An 18,792-nucleotide genomic window follows, 5' to 3' on the forward strand; every position below is an offset into this window, starting at 1 on the left:
ACAAACCTGAAGGTACTGCACTACTCTAATTACCTGTTTCTCGCCAATGTATGATCCGATCGTTACCTCGGAATTGGCCAAACGTCACGATGGCCGACGGATTGCCAATACCACTATCATCCCCATTCCAGTCGTATTGCAAATAATCATCCCAGGTGATGGTGTTATCCCCTACTGGTAATAATTCAATTCGATATTCGCCCATGACAGACTTATCGACGTTGGCCACGCCAATACCTTCAAAACTTAATGTTTTCCCACTGGTAACACCAAAATTACTTGTCATTACGCTAATCGCAGACGAACTCTCATTATTCGCATCAGTAACGGAAAAGTTATTTGCCGTTAGGGTCAACGCAGTACAAGTATCTGCTGTATTTCTGATAAAGGCAGAACCGTTATAGTATTCAGTAGACACGGCCAACAATAGATTTTCTGTTTCGGGACCAAACCCGTTATCAATTGTGACTCGTCCCCAACGGTATTCAGTACCGCTAATATTCGTTAACGTAATTAGGTTGTTAGTATCATCAAGCCCGGCAACTGAATCTTCCGTATCACAGTCATCATTTGCAGCATAACTTTGGTGGTAACAAATCGGCGCACTACCGTAGGTATCGTCAGTGAAAAAAGAAGGTAAGATATTCATTTCCATACTGGCAGAAAACGCCCCATAAGGCGTGACAGACTTTGAATAGAGTATCTGTGCATTGTTTATAGTTAATGTGCGACTCCCTGCCACGCCTTCGTCAGTTACATCCATATCCGCGGCATTAAAAAAGCTGATGCTTCCACTGTGTCCGTCATCTGAAAGAGCAATACTATTTTCATCCGCGTTAGCCAACCATGACCACAAAGTATCTTCTTGATAATGCGTTGTGATTTCTCCTTTAGCATTGTATGCCGTCACCACAAACTGTGGCGCAGTTTCAAACTCGTTACTTTGTCCTAAATACGTAAACCCGGATGTCAGTTCACAACTATCCGCAAGCTGAGGAGTATTAGCTGACACATCAAAATAAGCGGGTAAAAATAACCCTAATAATTTAGGTTGGCTAGCACTTGCAGAAGCTGAGCCGATTACATGATCAAAATAATTCGCATCCCGAATATCAAAGTTGACCGCGCCATATTCAGCGTAATCAGCCGTAAAAGAATAAATGCCGTTGTTATAGGAAATGTTGCCGTTTCTCAGGCTAATTACGCTTGATTCAAAAGACGCGTTATCGGATGCAACAATGGTGTCACTTTGAGCATAAGTAAGCACACCACTTTGACCACTCATATTTTCTGGCAATGTGCGTTCAAGTGATAACTCAACTTGTTTCGGTTGATAGTTAGGTAAAATACCGTTTTCACTGCCTCGAGCTGAAACGTTAACAATAAATTCAGCACCAGCTCGACTTAAAGCGGTATCAGAAGCCGTTTCTGCAACAATAGAGTCAGGATAAACCACAAATTGAGTTGTGCCTTGAGTATAATTGCTGCCATCAAGGTTTCCTTGTACCGATAAACTAATTTGTCCTGCGTCTGCATAAGAAAAGCCGCTTAGTGATGCCACACCTTCACTATCGAAGCTTAAAGTTACGCTTGCATCAGACCCTTCAACGATACTGGTATTGCCGGTTTCAATCGCAGTTAAGCATGTAGATGGATCGTCACAGCTCAAATTAAACACCAATGATTGACGTCCTTCCAGCGCGGCTACGCACACATTGCTGCCATTCACATCATCCGACTTCACAGCGCGTAACTGCGCTGCACTAAAGCGACTTTCAGAAATTTGATCTGGAAACGGATCTGCTGCTGTGGCTCCAATAAACTGAAATCCAGCATCACTAAAGGTTAAATCACAGCTTCCGCCGCGTACTCCGGTACATTCAACATTTTCGTTTTCCACATCTAATGTGACTGTCCCTGTAGTCGTTTTGGTTAAACTTAAACTAGCTGGCGTATCGCCTAAAATTGTGACACTACCGCCATCTGGCCAGCCCGAATTTGGGCTCATATTAACCGTAATATCTTGGTCATAAAGTTCGCTGCAACTATCATTAGCACAGGCTTTTATCGTTATAGGTTCAGCTTCGCATGTAAGCCCACTACCGTCGTGTTCAATCAAATATTTGTAAACGAAAGAACAGGTTGTCAATGCATCTTTATCGAAATTAACTTGAGTATTGTTTTGTACGTAATTGTAAATTCGCACATCGTCAAATTCACCATTTGCAGAATTTCGTGTGCTACTACCCACAAAATAACCACTACGATTATCGCCTATATACAAAGTATCCAACTCACCTAGTTCATCACTTAGGTTGTTTTCACTTTGGTTCGAAGAAGCTTGTTCGACACCATCCAAGTAGAACTCGACATTATCGGAAGTTAAATCCCAGGACACAGCCACATGTACCCAGGTATCAGCGGCATAGCGATACTGTAAACTTGTTTGCGCGCCAAATCCTCTATCCGCATCATCTTCAGCTCCAAACACAAGCCTGCCGGCACTATTGATACTTAAATAGAAATATTTTGAATCGTTTACGTTACCTACGTTAGTGGAAGCATCAAAAAGTTGTCTTGAATTACCCGAATTCCATGCTTCATTGCTTCGATACCAAAATGAAATTGTTCCTTTACTACCAATACTATTAACATCTAAACCTGTATCAATCGCATAAAACTCGCCCGTTTGGCTGGTGCTATAAGGTACTTCCATAGCTCGACATGCAACCTGTTCGGACGGATTAATTGGCGATGCTAATCCTAATGGGGTACCGTGATATCCATTATTAGATGTGTCGGTTACCGAGCCAGAACCATTCCACTCACTTTGTTCAAATTGATATTGAGCCATTAACATGTCAACTTCACAGGTTATGCAAGAATCTTCACTTTCGTCGTACAGACTATCAATTTCAGTTTGACTCAGCTGTCCTGTATACAAGCGAACATCATCAATTTTTCCTGCAAAATAGTCCTTGAGATCGCCCGGTGAAGATTCGTTATCCCCAGAATGGGTAGCACCTGCGCCTAATATGATTGGCTCTGGATTACCGGAAATGCCGCCCGTATAAGAATTTCTAGCAACAGCCTGTTTATCCAAATAAATTCTTATCCCATCTGGTCCAAAGGTGTAGACCAATTGATGCCATTGATTTTCAGATACTTGGCCAGAAGAAGAACGTGCGTAATAACTATCTGAAGTAGACTGATGTCTGGCATTGATACTTCCATTCTCACCCACCCAAATAGTTAAATGGCCACCACCACTGTCAAACCCAGAAGAATCCTTAGAAAACAAAGCTCGACCATTTAAATAGGAGTTATTTGGTGCATCTAAATCTTCAATTAAGAACCACATCGAGATTGTGCCGCTTGTGAGCTCAAAGGTGTCATCATGAGGAATATTAATATGTTCGCCGTTACCCGCATATTCACTTGCTTGGCAAAGTTTGCCATCAACATCGATATCAGCCCCATCAACCGCTTGCCCATTAGCTCCTGCGATAATATCTATCACTTCATCTGCGCTACCGTTTAAAGAACAAACGTTCATGGGCCAGTGGGAAACTAAAACGCCGTCTTGCTCATCGCAGGATGGTTCAGAACTGGCCAAGTCGATAACTTCTTGAGTGGAAATGGCATAATTGTAAATATGCACTTCTTCAAACTGTCCGTCGGCAGAATTCCCCGTTCCTTGGTGTACGATATAATTACTGCGATTGTCACCAATATATAAGGTGTCCATATCGCCTAATACCTCTGATAAATTGCCGTCAGTGGTCGTTAGTACGTAACCCGAACCATTAGCAATTTGATAGATCTTGAGCTCACTGTTATCTAAATCCCATGTAATCGTGATGTGTACCCATTGTTCAGCGTCATATGAAAGCCCCGTGTAATCGGCTGTTACATCGTAGTCATCTTCGTCTTCAATACCAAACTGCAGCCGACCACCGCCTAATGATAAGTAAAAATATTTGTCTTGAGAGGGAGCTTGATTAGACGCATCAAAAAGCTGTCTTTTAGTACTATCAGACCATGACAAATTACTTCGATACCAAAAAGAAATACTGCCAGAATTACCTAAGTCATTTATATCTATACCTGTATCAATGGCATCTTTTTCTGATGAACTGGTATTGCTAGGTACATCTAGCAGTCGGCAGCTACCTCCAGAATACGAGATGGGAGACACACCTCCAATAGGGCTTGCATGTAAGTCATTTCCAGAACTATCCAGGATACTATTGTCACCACTCCATACTGACTCATTAAACTGATAATTTGCCTGTAGGCTGCTTGGCGCTTCATACTCGCACACATCAGAAAACTCGTATTTGGCAAAAAGATTAGAAACATAATTAACCGTTGCATAACTGTTTAATGTGACATATCTCGCCGCGATGGAACCGGTTAAAATTGCACCTGTATTGATAGTTACTGAATTATTCGCATAAACTAAAGCATCCATTTCTGCATACGAATTTAATATCACACTGTTAAATGATCTCAACATAATCATCGCGTCATCTGTCATTCCATTGACCACACGATTTGTATCTATCGTGACATTCTGCGCATATATATAAACTGTGCCACTGCCCACAACATTAATACCAATATCATTACTGGAATTTGAACTATTAACATTAAAGTTTTTTATCCAATATGTACCGGGTTTCATATTAATATTAGTGCCAGATTCAATATTGAAATTATTAATATAATAGGTTGAGTAGTTATTAGAAAAGGAAGATGTTCCCGATTTCAAGGTCACAGAATTGTAAACATTACTGTTATAATTCCCCTCTCCTATAACACCACTTCTAACGTTAATGCTGCTTCCGTTGAAAGAAGGGAAGCTTGAATTATTATCCATTTGCGTCGATGCTCGGCCAGACACAGTACAATCAGTTGACCCACAACTGTCGCCATTGCGAACATTGAGATTGCCATAAACGAAAGGTAAAACTGACGAGGGGGCATTTACTACCTTCGAACCTGTACCCATAGTCAGCGAACCGTTGCTAGCGTAACTCTGTACTCCGTTAGGAAAAACTGCTTCACATTGTGCCCCTATGGCCAAGGCACTATAAAACAATAAATATAAACTAATAAAAATGCGCATAATCATTCCACAATTGCGTCAACAGCAACACTGCGGCTGGCAGTAACCTTGCCTGCACTACAAATACCAGTGCTCTCAAAATGATAATATTGCGTGGTTTCATCCACGAACCCGGTAGTTAACGTGCAACTGGCAATCGCATAACAATTCTGTAATCCAGGCACGGTTGCAAAGGCAATAGTAGTCAAACTATCACAGTTTCCAGCACCATCCTGAGTGAGAGGAAATGCTGACTTGATGTTAATTTCCATAGAAGACTGTGCAGCATGCAGAGCTCGTGCACCGTATACTTCATGGATAACGGCGTCTGCCGATGAATTTAACAATTTCACCATCGTCAGCCCTAGAAGAGCCATGACAATAATGACAAATAGCGCTATCACAATCATGCTACCCGACTGTTTTTGTAAACTAGCGTGAAGATAATTATGGCGCATTAGGAATATGTACCTCGTTGTTAAACACAACGAGCTCCTCATTCAGCTCAAATCTTAATAATGTAATCACAAACGCATTGCGAGTGAGAGACGCTTCGGTAATACGGAATGGCTTATCTTGCCCAGACCCAGCTAAATCATTCTGAACGTGTTCCGCCATCAACACGGCTCCGGAAATGGACGTAGTTTGGTTAAACGAAGTAGGATACGCTTGTTTTCTATACAGTTTATTGTTTGTTACGCAATAACTTACCGGTGCTCCAATTATATATGCCCTAGAACTCGGGGAGTCTGTTTCAAATTGGCTATTAGACGCTAAAGTGACGAGCAATTTTTTAGAGTCTGAGGGATCAAGTTCCGGTTCCCCACCAAGTGTGTACCTGCGCGAAGATATATCATAAACATCATCTACAGAAGTGGGATAAACAATCAATGCCTGTCCACTTTCATAACTGTACTCATTAATGGCTGCATCGGTGGCAATCAGCTTGATTTCATTGGTTGCAGGCTCGGGGGCTACCGGAATATCAAAATAGAAGCTGCTAAACAAAATAGGTTGGAATTCAAGACACTGAATACTGCTATCGCCGGCGATCCGTAAGCTGTTAGGTAACGCATTACGTATTTCTAAATTCATACGCTGAACTGCAAACCGACCTTGACTCAACAACTTGTCACGCTCAGCAACATCAACATAAATATCAGTTCCTGTGCGAATAAACCCAGCTATACCTACCGACACTACACTTAACACCACGAGTACCGTTATGAGCTCAATAAGAGTAAAGCCTTGATGTTTAAAACGGCGCATTAGTAATTACTCCGATATGCAGAAAACTGCAACGTTTCATCACTGGGGGTTACAACATTCACTAAAATCAATTTTGACGACTGATTAGAATCCGAAGTGCCATTCAAGTCGCCATCATAGGTCACCGTTATTGAGACACTAAAGCCTGCATAAAGGTTTTGACCATCAATTATTAATTCTTCACCTAACGAATTGCGAATAACCGAATCTGTATATCCGCGTCCCTGTTGCAAGCCGTTATAATCATCTACATCATCAAAGTTAGAGAGACTAGCTGTGCGAGTTTCAGATGCATCGGGTCCTAAATTGTTAGATGCAGTACAAGCGATTTCGCCAGCATCATCATAGTCGCCATCATTATTCAGATCGTCGTTACAGCGCCTATTTCCCAAACTATTTTCATCATAGGCTTTAGCTGTAATTTCTTTAATAAAGGTATTCGCCAACTCAGTAGCCCGAACTTGCATAATCGGATCGACACTTTTTCCTGAAAGAGGAACAATCAAGCTAGTAACAAAGGTCAGTGCGATTGCAAAAATCACGATACCGACGATTAACTCAATTAGCGTAAAGCCGCGTTGGACTGTTAGTTGATTATGATTAATCACAGGCATGAATATACCCTTGTGACTCAATGCAAACCCCTACTGTGCTTTCCCCCTGAAAAATCACCTCTACGTTATTTGCGCAAAAGCCATTGCCTGTATCTGGGCAACCAAAACGATTAAACTTAATGCTGCCACCACCGCTGGTGATAGTCACATTATCCGCTAACATTTCATCTATGTTTGCTACTACGTATTCGGCGCTTTCACTGGTATCTATCGTGGACGAACAGGAAAGTGTTTTATTGGTGTTGGAATAAGTAAGAGTTGGCGGTCCAAAAGATGAGTTTGCGTCAGTAAATACGTTGACTTGAAAACAAAAACCATCGCGGGTGTCATTCATTGCGCGTTGTTGCATAGTACGCAACGAAGATATGAGCCGCGCTTGATATGTATATTCCGCTACGCCCCCGCCGCTTTGAATACGGGGGGCCACGGTAACGGCAAGAATTCCAATCAATATAACCACAACAATCAGCTCCACTAAAGTGAAGCCGATTGAATGATTAATGGCTGATGAGTTCCTCACCGTTGTACATCTGCAAAACCAGTTTTAAAGTGGCTTTGCTAATTAACAACCAGTATCAACTACTGTAATTGTCGGAGCGCCATTAGCACTGGCTGCATCTTCATAAATTACATGGCAAGCATCACTAGTGTAGTCTGTAGCAGTTGCTCCTGGTGCAATACCAAAAGTGCCTGCAGCTGGAGTATCTGCGTCACCATCACCAATGACCAAATTGAAGTCAACGCCGATATCTAGTTGTACCCAACCAGCAAGCATAGCTTCTGTCATCAGTTCAGCATCTGGGTAACCAAAATCAGTTTGTACGTCTACGCCACTCACAGAGACTTGTGAAGTCGCGTCACCCGCATTACCAACTGTTTGCTGACCAGCAATAGCTGATTTTGCATAAACTAGCTGCGCACCACTTTGCATTGCTGCTTTTACACCTTTAAGTGTAGAAGCGGTAGCATCACTGCTTAAATCAATAAATCTCGGTGCAGCCGTCACTGCCAAGATCCCCAAAATCACTATTACAATGATCAATTCTATTAGTGTAAATCCGCGTTGTTGTTGCATGGTATTATCCTCAGTTTTTCAAAAATTATAATGACAAATTTTTATTCTATTTAATATAGGTTAGGGCGATTTAAAGGTATGTTTTTTTATACCTGGCTATCATTTTTCATAATGCTAAAAATTGGATTAATTATTACTAAAAACAATTACTTGCCCAATTCTTGGATCGTAAATAAAACCGTTCCCTACCGTTCTATCAGTCGGCTCTACAGTACGGTTTTTAATCGTCTGGGTTAAGTAATAAAAGCATAAATCGTTGCCACCAGAACCAGTACCTTCACTGGCATTAGTAAAATATCTGAAGTCTTCAAAAGGACGATTATTCCAATCAGAAGAAATAGTTGGTGCACTTTGCATAATCAGATTAAAGATACTTTCACAATCTAAGTTGTTCATATTGTCATCTTCACTGCTAGCATCATTACTTAACTGCCCCGTGGGATAACCTGAATCTTTATCAATACCCACTTGCACACCATCAATTACGATTGCTGTACTGTTAGTACCAAAATTTTCTTCTGGACGGCCTTCTAGTTCCCAAGCAGCCCTGACCAGACCTACCCCTGAAGCATATCCACCAGCAACACCTTCAACTGTGGCATCTTCAGCATCTTTGGTTATATCTAACATTCGAGGTAAAGCGGTAGCGGCTAACAGCCCCAATACAATGACCACGACTACCAGTTCGATGAGGGTAAAACCTCGCTGTTTTGTATTCATTATTAACTCACCCTTATGCTGAAAAGAGGTTTCTTTAAGCCTGTTCATATCCACCTCCTAAGTTTTTTAATTTATATTTTTTGTTGATCATTTTTTCAAAGCGCTCACGTGTCCATTGGCTATTTGATAATCAAAATACGGGCCTACCGATAACCTAAATCGACATTTTGCATCGTCGATACTGTCTTCCGGATCACTATCACTGTAATAGTCCGCGTAGACCTTGAAGCCTTCTACAGTCATTGAAATATTCAATATGGTCTGCCATAACTTGGCACACCCCTCTGTACTACCGATGGTTTTAGGATAACCATTTCGCCCCATTTCAATTGGCCGTCTATCTTTTTCAACGGCTTGTCTATTGTCATCGGGACGGGATTCATAGTGCACTAGCACTATCATCCTTGGGCGACCTTCGGCTTGCCACTGCCAGTGCGAATTAGTCACACTTTGAGAAAATCGCTGTTGCAAATTTTCCATCGCTACATACTTCATATCAGGCGAGCTACTATTAAAATAAAAAATAAAACTAGTGATAATAGTGACAAACACTATTAACACGATTATTTTACCAAATAATTTACTGGTGCTTTCTTGCCCAGCCTGATTCTTATCCAATCTCGTTTCCTAATTTCACACTCTACTGATCTCTTAGCTACCTTTGTATGCGCCCATCATTTCCCACATCGGAGTAAAGATACCCAATGCTAAAATCAGAACCATGACCGCCACTATAACGATGAGTATAGGCTCAATTTTAGACGTTAGACTTTTCAAATCATAATCAACTTCACGTTCGTAGTAATCTGCTACTTCCGCTAACAATTCATCTACCCGACCAGTTTCTTCACCTACAGTGATCATTTGCATAACCAACGGTGTAAATAAATTACTTGCATAAGCCACACGGGACAAACTTTCACCCTTTTCGATACTGCGACGCATATTCAAAATGCGTTCCGACATATATTTATTATCTACCGCATCAGCCACTAAGTTTAATGCAGCAGTCAACGGTACACCTGATACCAACATCATGGAAAAGCTGCGCGCAAAACGGCCTAACAAGGTGCGTTCGAGTACGCCTCCTACTACCGGCAACCTTAATTTGCGTTTATCCCATTTGTAACGACCTACATCGCTATTCAAGTAACGTGTCACGCCAAATATTATGCCGCCAATGACAATGAGCATAATCGGCCATTTAGTCACGAACATGTCAGACATACCAATTAAGAATCTCGTCATCAATGGAAGTTCTGCATCAAACTTCCTGAACATATCGGCAAATACAGGAATAACAAATATGTTCATAACAACTAGTGCTGCGACTAACGCAATAATCACAAACGTTGGATAGCGCATGGCCGACTTAACCTGTTTGCGCGTTTCCTGCTCGCGAATCAGATAATCTGATAGCTGTAGAAATGCTTCATCTAATTTACCGGTGTTTTCACCCACATGCACAACAGACACAAACAACTGGTTAAATATCTCTGGGTGTTGATGTAGAGCGGATGAGAATGTGCGGCCTCGCTCCAACTGTTCCACTACATCATTTAATGCAACCGCCATGCGTTTCGAATTCGTTGTATCTGCTAAGCCGTTCACAGCGCGTAAAATTGGGATGCCTGAACGCGTAAGCGAATACATTTGACGGGCAAAAATAACTAGATCTTCGAGACTGACATTCGGTGTAAAAAAATTAATTTCGTCGTTTTGTTTTTTCCCAGTACTTTGCTCAGTTGTTTCGTATATATTCAACGGAGTCACGTTACGACTCTGTAGCGTTTTGGCCGCAGTAGAAGCGTCAACAGCGTCAATCAAGCCGCTGGTTAATTCACCATTGGATGTCCTGCCGGTGTAATTAAACTGAGCCATCTACTCCACCTTCTTTGTGTTCAGTTTCTTCTGGTGCGAGTTCACGGTCTACTTTGCCTTCACTATCCGCAACCATCTCAACCAATCGCAGTACTTCTTCTACTGTTGTAAAACCGAGCTTGGCATAGGACAAGGCCACTTTTGCCAAGGGTGAATAACCTGGGCTGTTTTGTGCGGCTTTGCTAAAGGCTACTGTATCTGAGCTTTTCAATGCATCCATCATTGGCTCTGTCATTTCTAACAATTCAAATACACCGAGTCGACCACGATATCCCTTCTGATTACAAGATTGGCACCCTGCTCCTTTTTTGAACGTCGCTGTATTAGCAGTAGCGTCTATGTTTTTTAACCAAAACATTTCTTCTTCGTTTGGCGTATATTCAACCTGACAATTGTCGCAAATTCGGCGCACCAGTCGTTGCGCGATGATTGCCCTCAATGAACTGGCAACTAGATAGCCCGGCGCTCCCATATCAAGCAAACGAATCGCGCTGCTGATGGCGTCGTTTGTGTGCAACGTAGACAGTACTAAGTGACCAGTTAATGCACCACGCAAACCAATTTCGACGGTTTCAGTGTCACGCATCTCCCCCACCATAATAATATCGGGGTCTTGGCGAAGCGTAGTTCTAAGCACATTCGAAAAGGTTAAATCAATTTTATTATTGATTTGCACCTGATTAATTCTGGGTAATCGATATTCAACCGGATCTTCTACGGTAATGATTTTAGTATCAGGTTTATTCAGTTCACTCATTGCGCCATATAAGGTTGTGGTTTTACCCGAACCGGTAGGCCCCGTGACCAAAATCATACCGTGTGGTCGTTGTAATAAAATCCGCAATCTACGTAATACAGGCCCTGGCATACCTGTTTGGTCGAGCGTCAACAGACCAGCTGATTGGTCAAGCAAACGCATAACTACCGATTCGCCATTTTGCACCGGCATAGTAGATAAACGTACATCAACTGTGTGACCTTTAATGCGCACCTGAGTTCTACCATCTTGGGGTAGACGCTTTTCGGAAATATCCAAACCAGACATTAGTTTTAATCGTAAAACCAACGCAGATGCAATATTCTTTTCTTTAATGATAGTTTCTTGCAATACGCCATCTACGCGTTGACGGATACGCAATAGCCCTTCGTCAGGCTCAATGTGTATATCCGAAGCTTTGGCTTGGACCGCATCTTCGAAGATCGATTGTAATAATCTAGCTACTGCAGTGTCTTGTTCAGACTCTAATCCGCTGGTGAAATCGAACTCATCTTCATTTTGATACTCTTCTGCAAGTTCTTGTGCAAAAGATGCAATTTCTTCAGTTCTACGGTAAAAGCTATCATATGCGTCGAAGAGCTGGGCCTGAGAAACAACGGCCAACTTCAATGGTTTGGATAACAGTGCAGATAATGCATCAACGGCATTAATGTCAGCCGGATCACTCATCCCCACTAACAAATGATCTTCTTTGTCATCCAAAACAATTGCGCGATAGCGTCTTGCTTGTACTTCTGGAAGCAGTTTGACGCTTTCCGGTTGTACACGATATTCAGGAATATTAATCAGCGGTACGTTTAAATGCTGAGATAAAAACGTCAGTAGTTCATGCTCAGAAACAAATTTCTGTTCAACCAGCACAGCACCCAACTTGCGGCCTGATTCACGTTGCGCTGACAACGCCTGCATAAGTTGTTCTTCGGTTATAATGTTGTTTTGAACCAACAAATCACCTAAACGTATTTTAGCTTTAGGCTGCATTATTTAACCTCTGCCAAATAGCGTATTCTTTGCTCAACAAATTCTTCAACCTCAACGGACATTTGGGATAATTGTTTAACATGCTGATAAGCGTCCAACGCTGCCACCATGTTACCTAGTCGTTCTTCGACTACTGCTAAACCAAGCCACCATTTTGCGTTAGCGGATTGGCTTTTTACTAACTGTTGATAATCCAATTTAGCTTGCTCAAATCGCTCTACTTTCTGTGCCAACGCCGCTCGATAAGCAATGTAATCTGGCGATTGATAGGCTGAAACCGGGTGGCTTAAAAGAAGCTCAAATCCTTGCATTGGTTTTTTTGCTTGCTCGTAAAGCTTGGCCTGCATAATTCGCAGCTCTACATTGCCGGGATACAAAATAATTCCCCGCTCTAGTACCTCATTTGCGCGACTGTGATTACCTTGAGCAAACAGCATAGCTGCCAGTCTTTTTCTTGCCGAAGTATTCTCAGGAGTCACATTAACCAACTGGTTTAACAGTTTGATTGCGCTTTGTTCATCTCCGCGTTTTAACGCTAGTTGAACTTGTTGTTTCAATTCATCTTTGTTTAACGGTTTGTCACTAGATTTAATTTCAAAAGAGCCTTCCTCGGAATCTAGTTGCAACGCTTGTTTCGATGTCACTTGTTTAAAAGCGGGCACATTATTATCAATCTGCGCTTCGTTTTTTAACCCTAAGTTGTTTTCAGAATCTGCTCGTTGCTGATTTTGTTCAACAGCTTGCACAAGCTCAGTATCTGCCGGTTGTAATGTCTGCTTCTGCTGATTAATATCCTGCAAGTCACGGGGCACTTGCGTATTCGCATTTTCATCCGAAATGGGTTTTTGATCATATTTAGCCAACTCGCTTGAGACTTCTAATTTAGATGTATTAACCTGACTAGATTCTATATTGTTATCTTTTTCTATCTTACTTTCCGGTTGTAGCTGCGGCTTTTCAGTAGAAACTACGAATTCTTCAACTTGATTAGAAGAATTATTGTAAAGCCAGAGAGCGTCTTTATAGAACCAAACTGCGCCAGCAAACAACAGCACCACGAGCAATATATAAATGCTACGCAAGGATACTTTTTTGCCATTTTCAGGCTGATAATCTGCTGAGTAGTCTGGTTTAGCTTTACGATCTTCTAGATCTTGCAGCATTTTATTGACGACACTCATAGCAGCCAACTCTCGTAAGCGAATGTCGCCGCCAGTGCTAATAATATAATGCATGCAATGATAACAATTAATCGCATGTGACTATTCGGCAAAAGTGCAGCTTCCGTATCCTGTATGGCTAGATTCACATGTTGAATCGTGACTTCTTTTTTACCTTCACCGTATGCCAACATCAGAGACTTATGGCACAACACATTGACAATTCTTGGCGTTCCTTTACTCGCTTTGAATAACCGCTCACAACATTTCCGATTAAACAACTCACGTCCTTTATAACCCGCCACTGCCATACGATGACGCACATATTGAAAAACTTGGTCGGCATCCATCAAGCGCAGAGTATAAGAAAACGTGATTCGCTGTTTTAATTGCCGTAATTCAGGTAAGGCGAGCTTTTGGTCTAATTCAGGTTGACCAAATAATAATACTTGTAATAACTTTCTGGATTCAGTTTCAAGGTTAGTCATTAACCTTAATGCTTCAATACTCTCCAATGGCAACGCTTGCGCTTCATCGATTATAAGAACTACACCTTTATTTTGCTGATGTATATGAATCAAGCGCTGTTGAATACGATGAGTAAATTCTTGCTGATCTGAATGATCCGTTAGAGCGACATTAAGCTCATTTGCCACAGCCCTACGCAGTTCAGCAGGACTCAAAAATGGATTGGGAATGTAAGCGGTAACAAAATCGCCGGGTAACTCATTTAATAATTTACGGCAAATTAAAGTTTTTCCTGTACCCACTTCCCCCGTTACTTTGATAAAACCTTCACCAGTCTTAAGGGCAGTAAGAAGCACAGCTAATGCTTCTTTATGACTTGGTAAGCCAAAGAAGTAACTGGTATTCGGTGTTAACGTAAACGGCAATTCCTTTATACCGTAATGGTACAGGTACATAGTGTTATTCCACGTATAACCAATCAGCCATTTGGTCACGACTTTGTTTTAGCTGTTGTTTCCAGGTGTTTGCATCAACCACAGTAGGTTTAAGTAAAATAACCAATTCTTTTTTGGTTTCTACATCATTTTTACTTTTGAATAAGTTACCTAATAACGGGATATCGCCTAGTAACGGAGTTTTAGAATCTTTTTCAGAAATCATCGATTGCATTAAACCGCCAATCACAACGATTTCACCCGAGTTTGCGTGAATCACTGTGTCAGATTCACGAATATTGCTTTGTGCTAAAGGTAAAACAAACCGCTCTTCATTAAGTGTGATAACTTTTTCTTGCTCTTCGGTTTCAATAACGGAAGGATGTACATGCAACAACACACCGCCCTTGTCATCTATTTGCGGTGTCACATCCAATGCGATACCCGAAAAGAATGGCGTTAGTTCGATATTCGGTGTCACTGTCGTCGAGCCGGAGGTAATCGTATTTTGATTTGATACTTCAGTTACAAAATATTCATCATCACCGACTTTTATCACCGCTTTTTGATTATTAGTTGCCGTGACCCTTGGACTAGAAAGCACCTGCACATTTCCCTGAGTTTCTAACAATGTCAGAACACCGGAAAAGTCTTCATTTAAAAACGATAAGCTCGTTACATTGCCAATGGCGGCACTTATCTGATTGCCAAAATTACCTGCCGTTGTAGAGAAATTTACCTGTGTACTACTATTGCTACTGTTAGCAATTTGATTCCAATTAATACCTTGTTGATATTCGTCACTTAACGAAACTTCAATAATTCTCGCTTCAAGCACAACCTGACGTTTTACGATTTCTTCCGACACCTTCAGATAATCTTTAACACTTCGAATCTCTGAGGGCATTGCTCGTACAGTTACTAATCCTGCTTGTGGCGTTACCATGACCATTCGGCCATCCTGAAGCCCAATCATCGATTGCAATGTTTCTTTTAGATCTTTCCAAAAGTCGGTTTCAGTACGAGTGCTGATATTGGTGCCATTGATATTGTTGTTATTTTGTCCACCCCCCAAATTATTGCCATTGGTTGAGTTTCCACTGAAGTTATTGACACCATTGTTTCCACCACTATTTTGGTTACCTTCAGTTTGCGAGACACCACCAGATGAAATACTTGTTTGTGTCGCACCGTCACGTTGCATCAATAGATAATTTACTGGGAAGGTTTCTGTGCGCATGCCAGATGGAAAAACGCGAAAGATCTGATCGAACCTTTTTACTTCATAACCATACAATTCAGAGACTAATTCAAATACTTGCTCTAACGAGACTTGCTTTAAACTTAGTGAAATAGCACCACTTACTTCAGGATGAATTGCTACGCTATAAGGAGTATCTTCAACTAAACCAGCAAAAAAGCTCACTGCATCTACTGCTTTTGCATTGATATCGTATTTTTCTTCTGCAAATAACGGATCATCATTTACCGACTGACCTGGTAAAAGCGCTTGGCTCACTGCATCCGGCAATACATCAAGCGGAGCACTTTGCTTATTTTGCATAGCTTCTACCTGCTGCTCCATAGCTTTATCTATGGACTTTTGAGCAGGTCCGGTTTCTGAAGTTGATTGGCAGCCAAATAAAGTCAATGCCATTCCCAAAAGTAAAATTTGCTTAGAAGTCATTCGATGCGTCTTTTTTAATTGAATACTGATTTAATAATAATTCGGTTTCTCGTCCATCTACTACTAGAACGACCCCGTCTTTATGAATCTTTTTAACTTGGTTTCCTTTCCAACTTTGTCCTTCTAACACTGATTCACCATTAATAACGGCAATCTTACTGGTGTTTTTGATGAACACGGCGGATAGCACTATTGGTGCAGCTCCCGTTTCTCCTAGTTCGGTTTTGCCCAACCCTAGAATACCGACGCCTTTAGGTTTTGTCGGATCAACAGGTTGCTGAGCACCTATTGCGAAAGAAGCAACTAATCCCGCGTACAGCACGAATTTACGAATCATTACTAACTCCTATAAACGCGCGACTAGTACTTAATGTATAAATTTCTATTTGCACAAGTGCATCAGGATATTCTTCAACTGTATAGGCAAACTTTTTCCAATAAAATTGATAGGGTAGCGCTTCCACTTTTTGAAGGTATTTTTGAATCTCAAAGTAGCCACCTTCTAACGTCATTTGTACGCCGTGTTGATACAAATTGACGTCGGTTAAATCTTGCTTTTCCTCCAACTTCAGTAAAGGCGTTGGCGCAATAGAATGCATTTCTATTAGTTTAAGATCATCAGATTGGGTGAATATTTGTTCAAGCAGCCTTGGCATTTGTGTCGCTGGTACTAAATTTTTGGTTTGCGTATTTAACGACTTATCTGCCTCATCTATTTGCTGGTTTACTCGTTGTAAACGGGCTTTTATAGCGGCATCTGGATCTTCTTGCAATGCTTCTTCGAGCAAGGCAATTTTCACATCTAAATTAGACACTTCATTCGCTTGACGCTGCAACTCCATTTTATCCAAATCCCATTTTTTCAGAACCGGCTCAACTATCAAAACAAAGCCACCTAAAAGTATTAATGCTAAAACAGCCGCTATTGACAACCCTCTTTCGCGAGTCGTGAGCGCAGAAAATTTTGTCAGTAAATTAGTATATTGAGTTTCTAAAGACTGACTCATTGCCCACTCCGTTTAATATCATCTAAATTAGAGCTGAGAATAAACTGCAATTGCTGTTGTTCATTACGAAACATTTTGGTGCCCGCAAATTCGGTGTTGGCAAAATAATTTGCTTGATTTAGCTGTGTCACCCATTGAGGCAGTGCTTTAGAATCGGTGGTTGTACCTTCCAAATAGAGACTACGTTCATCCAACAAAATATTCGTTAGCCACAGATTATTGTGATGGTTATTGGCAAGATCTAACATTAGATTGGAAAAGCCATTACTTCGTTGAGTTTTACGATCGTCCAGTTCTTCTAAAATAGTTAACTTCATAGCGAGCTCTTGTTGATGTTTCTCAACCTTGGCCACAATCGAGGCATCTTGGGTACGAGCATCTTTTGCTTCTATCAAGGTTTGAACAAGCTCTTTTTTCTGCGAGATTTGCACGAGTAGGTTATCAATTTGATTTTCTACATTTGACTGCTGTTTATCTGCCCAAAACCAAGCCACCACTATGATTACGATGGACAGCAATGCCATCACTAATAAAAAATTCAAATTGAGAAGTATGATTCTGGATTTAAGGTCTTCTCTATAAAAATTGATTCTAGATTTCATTGACCATTCCGTTCTTTTGCACAAGGGCTGCCCCAAGACTACCGATAAAGCTCGTTCTGTAATTTAGCTCTTCTTTGTGAGGAACATCAATTTGCAAGGTTTCAACTGTCATAAAAGTTAGTTGCTGCATGAGCTGTGCTAATTTGTCTAAATGCGGTGACTCGATAGCTAATAAAATTTTTCTAACGGGTGCTTGTCTTAGTTGGCTTTCAAAATAATCCATAGAACGTTGAATCTCAACACTCAGATTATCACCCACCCCCATTTGCAATTCGTCTTCACTAAACGTAGGTAAATTCTCATAACCACGCAGTCGTCTTGAAAAATAAACCTGCCCTTGTTTAATGATATTTAAGCAGATTTCTTGCCCGGGTTCTTGCACAAGTGTCAGTACTGCTTCGTCACTTGATTCAACTAAATCAGCAATAATCAATTCTAAAATACCGATACTTTTGAGCTCTAAGCCACTTTCAATAACCCCATCTGTTATTTCTTCTAGTTTTACTTTGGGGATCGCTACTACGTTAATTTTGTTAGCTCCAGCGCTTTGTGCGGGTAATTCAAAATAATCAACAACGATATCTTCTTGATTTGGCAGAAGGTCTTTTACGCTCCAGACCAATGCTTGCCCCATTTCCTCTTCCGCCACCTGGGGTTTTTCGACCTGTTGAATTTGATATCCGCTGGGATTCAGCACGACATGGCATGGTGTATTAGAGAGTGATTCCTGAGAAATGTAATCGTGAAGGTGCTTTTGCCAGTCAAGATTAGGCAACAAGTGCTGTTTTACCCAAACGATATCTTGTTTATCATTGAGTAGTACCGAAACCTGTATTGAGTCATCTTTAAACTCTAATCCAACAGAATAGAATTTTGATGAAGTTTTTAAGCGTTGCTTAAGATATTGTCGCCAACCTGCGTGCATAGTTCACGTTTTTTTATATTTTATTTATTTTCAATCTATTACAGCAAACTTTCCAACAAAGTGCTACAAAAAATGCAGGCT

The 18,792-nt window shown here is 41.1% G+C and carries 17 protein-coding genes; all 17 read right to left on the reverse strand.

Annotated features, from left to right (window positions below):
* Positions 1-25 precede the first annotated feature (25 nt).
* The 17 genes from GLIP_RS05475 to pilM all read right to left on the reverse strand — a co-directional run bounded on the left by GLIP_RS05475 (position 26) and on the right by pilM (position 18,711).
* Positions 26-5,131 carry a DUF6701 domain-containing protein gene (locus GLIP_RS05475; protein ID WP_040521920.1) on the reverse strand — a complete coding sequence of 1,702 codons (5,106 nt, stop codon included), beginning with the start codon at positions 5,129-5,131 and terminating at the stop codon, positions 26-28.
* Positions 5,132-5,133: 2 nt separating this feature from the next.
* Complete coding sequence (locus GLIP_RS05480; protein ID WP_008843596.1) at positions 5,134-5,568, reverse strand: hypothetical protein; 435 nt, start codon at positions 5,566-5,568, stop codon at positions 5,134-5,136.
* Positions 5,558-6,379 (reverse strand): prepilin-type N-terminal cleavage/methylation domain-containing protein, encoded by an 822-nt coding sequence (locus tag GLIP_RS05485; RefSeq protein ID WP_008843597.1) that lies wholly within the window; start codon positions 6,377-6,379, stop codon positions 5,558-5,560. Before GLIP_RS05485 ends, GLIP_RS05480 begins: the two co-directional genes overlap by 11 nt.
* On the reverse strand, positions 6,379-6,993 hold the full coding sequence (locus GLIP_RS05490) for a type IV pilus modification PilV family protein (protein WP_008843598.1): 615 nt from the start codon (positions 6,991-6,993) through the stop codon (positions 6,379-6,381). The genes GLIP_RS05485 and GLIP_RS05490 overlap by 1 nt, the downstream gene beginning before the upstream one ends.
* Complete coding sequence (locus GLIP_RS05495; RefSeq protein ID WP_040521924.1) at positions 6,980-7,513, reverse strand: type II secretion system protein; 534 nt, start codon at positions 7,511-7,513, stop codon at positions 6,980-6,982. Before GLIP_RS05495 ends, GLIP_RS05490 begins: the two co-directional genes overlap by 14 nt.
* Positions 7,514-7,555: 42 nt before the next feature.
* On the reverse strand, positions 7,556-8,068 hold the full coding sequence (locus tag GLIP_RS05500) for a prepilin-type N-terminal cleavage/methylation domain-containing protein (RefSeq protein WP_008843600.1): 513 nt from the start codon (positions 8,066-8,068) through the stop codon (positions 7,556-7,558).
* A gap of 126 nt (positions 8,069-8,194) precedes the next feature.
* Entirely contained in the window at positions 8,195-8,836 is a 642-nt protein-coding gene (locus tag GLIP_RS05505) for a prepilin-type N-terminal cleavage/methylation domain-containing protein (RefSeq protein WP_008843601.1), read from the reverse strand.
* A gap of 39 nt (positions 8,837-8,875) precedes the next feature.
* A complete protein-coding gene (locus tag GLIP_RS05510) occupies positions 8,876-9,406 on the reverse strand; it encodes a hypothetical protein (RefSeq protein WP_008843602.1) in 531 nt (176 codons plus the stop codon).
* Positions 9,407-9,439: 33 nt separating this feature from the next.
* Complete coding sequence (locus GLIP_RS05515) at positions 9,440-10,669, reverse strand: type II secretion system F family protein (RefSeq protein ID WP_008843603.1); 1,230 nt, start codon at positions 10,667-10,669, stop codon at positions 9,440-9,442.
* Positions 10,656-12,428 (reverse strand): GspE/PulE family protein, encoded by a 1,773-nt coding sequence (locus GLIP_RS05520; protein ID WP_008843604.1) that lies wholly within the window; start codon positions 12,426-12,428, stop codon positions 10,656-10,658. The genes GLIP_RS05515 and GLIP_RS05520 overlap by 14 nt, the downstream gene beginning before the upstream one ends.
* Positions 12,428-13,663, reverse strand: coding sequence for a tetratricopeptide repeat protein (locus GLIP_RS05525; RefSeq protein ID WP_083880068.1), 1,236 nt, complete (start codon positions 13,661-13,663; stop codon positions 12,428-12,430). Before GLIP_RS05525 ends, GLIP_RS05520 begins: the two co-directional genes overlap by 1 nt.
* The gene (locus GLIP_RS05530; RefSeq protein WP_008843606.1) at positions 13,606-14,511 is read right to left on the reverse strand and encodes an ExeA family protein; all 906 of its coding nucleotides are present in this window, start codon (positions 14,509-14,511) and stop codon (positions 13,606-13,608) included. Before GLIP_RS05530 ends, GLIP_RS05525 begins: the two co-directional genes overlap by 58 nt.
* Positions 14,512-14,515: 4 nt before the next feature.
* Entirely contained in the window at positions 14,516-16,177 is a 1,662-nt protein-coding gene (gene mshL / locus GLIP_RS05535; protein WP_008843607.1) for a pilus (MSHA type) biogenesis protein MshL, read from the reverse strand.
* Positions 16,167-16,514, reverse strand: coding sequence for a hypothetical protein (locus GLIP_RS05540; protein WP_008843608.1), 348 nt, complete (start codon positions 16,512-16,514; stop codon positions 16,167-16,169). Before GLIP_RS05540 ends, mshL begins: the two co-directional genes overlap by 11 nt.
* The gene (pilO, locus tag GLIP_RS05545) at positions 16,504-17,184 is read right to left on the reverse strand and encodes a type 4a pilus biogenesis protein PilO (protein WP_008843609.1); all 681 of its coding nucleotides are present in this window, start codon (positions 17,182-17,184) and stop codon (positions 16,504-16,506) included. The genes GLIP_RS05540 and pilO overlap by 11 nt, the downstream gene beginning before the upstream one ends.
* Entirely contained in the window at positions 17,181-17,786 is a 606-nt protein-coding gene (locus tag GLIP_RS05550) for a PilN domain-containing protein (RefSeq protein WP_040521929.1), read from the reverse strand. The genes pilO and GLIP_RS05550 overlap by 4 nt, the downstream gene beginning before the upstream one ends.
* Complete coding sequence (pilM, locus tag GLIP_RS05555; RefSeq protein ID WP_008843611.1) at positions 17,776-18,711, reverse strand: type IV pilus biogenesis protein PilM; 936 nt, start codon at positions 18,709-18,711, stop codon at positions 17,776-17,778. Before pilM ends, GLIP_RS05550 begins: the two co-directional genes overlap by 11 nt.
* Positions 18,712-18,792: the final 81 nt, after the last annotated feature.

Origin of the sequence: Aliiglaciecola lipolytica E3, from assembly GCF_000314975.1 — a bacterium.
GTDB lineage: Bacteria > Pseudomonadota > Gammaproteobacteria > Enterobacterales > Alteromonadaceae > Aliiglaciecola > Aliiglaciecola lipolytica.

What these genes read in the sequence shown, in the direction of transcription:
- GLIP_RS05505 (WP_008843601.1), bottom strand. Translation starts at nt 8,836, where the DNA reads ATGAACAGGCTTAAAGAAACCTCTTTTCAGCATAAGGGTGAGTTAATA.
- GLIP_RS05475 (WP_040521920.1), bottom strand. Translation starts at nt 5,131, where the DNA reads ATGCGCATTTTTATTAGTTTATATTTATTGTTTTATAGTGCCTTGGCC.
- GLIP_RS05540 (WP_008843608.1), bottom strand. Translation starts at nt 16,514, where the DNA reads ATGATTCGTAAATTCGTGCTGTACGCGGGATTAGTTGCTTCTTTCGCA.
- GLIP_RS05515 (WP_008843603.1), bottom strand. Translation starts at nt 10,669, where the DNA reads ATGGCTCAGTTTAATTACACCGGCAGGACATCCAATGGTGAATTAACC.
- pilO (WP_008843609.1), bottom strand. Translation starts at nt 17,184, where the DNA reads ATGAGTCAGTCTTTAGAAACTCAATATACTAATTTACTGACAAAATTT.
- GLIP_RS05520 (WP_008843604.1), bottom strand. Translation starts at nt 12,428, where the DNA reads ATGCAGCCTAAAGCTAAAATACGTTTAGGTGATTTGTTGGTTCAAAAC.
- pilM (WP_008843611.1), bottom strand. Translation starts at nt 18,711, where the DNA reads ATGCACGCAGGTTGGCGACAATATCTTAAGCAACGCTTAAAAACTTCA.
- GLIP_RS05480 (WP_008843596.1), bottom strand. Translation starts at nt 5,568, where the DNA reads ATGCGCCATAATTATCTTCACGCTAGTTTACAAAAACAGTCGGGTAGC.
- GLIP_RS05550 (WP_040521929.1), bottom strand. Translation starts at nt 17,786, where the DNA reads ATGAAATCTAGAATCAATTTTTATAGAGAAGACCTTAAATCCAGAATC.
- GLIP_RS05500 (WP_008843600.1), bottom strand. Translation starts at nt 8,068, where the DNA reads ATGCAACAACAACGCGGATTTACACTAATAGAATTGATCATTGTAATA.
- mshL (WP_008843607.1), bottom strand. Translation starts at nt 16,177, where the DNA reads ATGACTTCTAAGCAAATTTTACTTTTGGGAATGGCATTGACTTTATTT.
- GLIP_RS05525 (WP_083880068.1), bottom strand. Translation starts at nt 13,663, where the DNA reads ATGCATTATATTATTAGCACTGGCGGCGACATTCGCTTACGAGAGTTG.
- GLIP_RS05530 (WP_008843606.1), bottom strand. Translation starts at nt 14,511, where the DNA reads ATGTACCTGTACCATTACGGTATAAAGGAATTGCCGTTTACGTTAACA.
- GLIP_RS05490 (WP_008843598.1), bottom strand. Translation starts at nt 6,993, where the DNA reads ATGCCTGTGATTAATCATAATCAACTAACAGTCCAACGCGGCTTTACG.
- GLIP_RS05485 (WP_008843597.1), bottom strand. Translation starts at nt 6,379, where the DNA reads ATGCGCCGTTTTAAACATCAAGGCTTTACTCTTATTGAGCTCATAACG.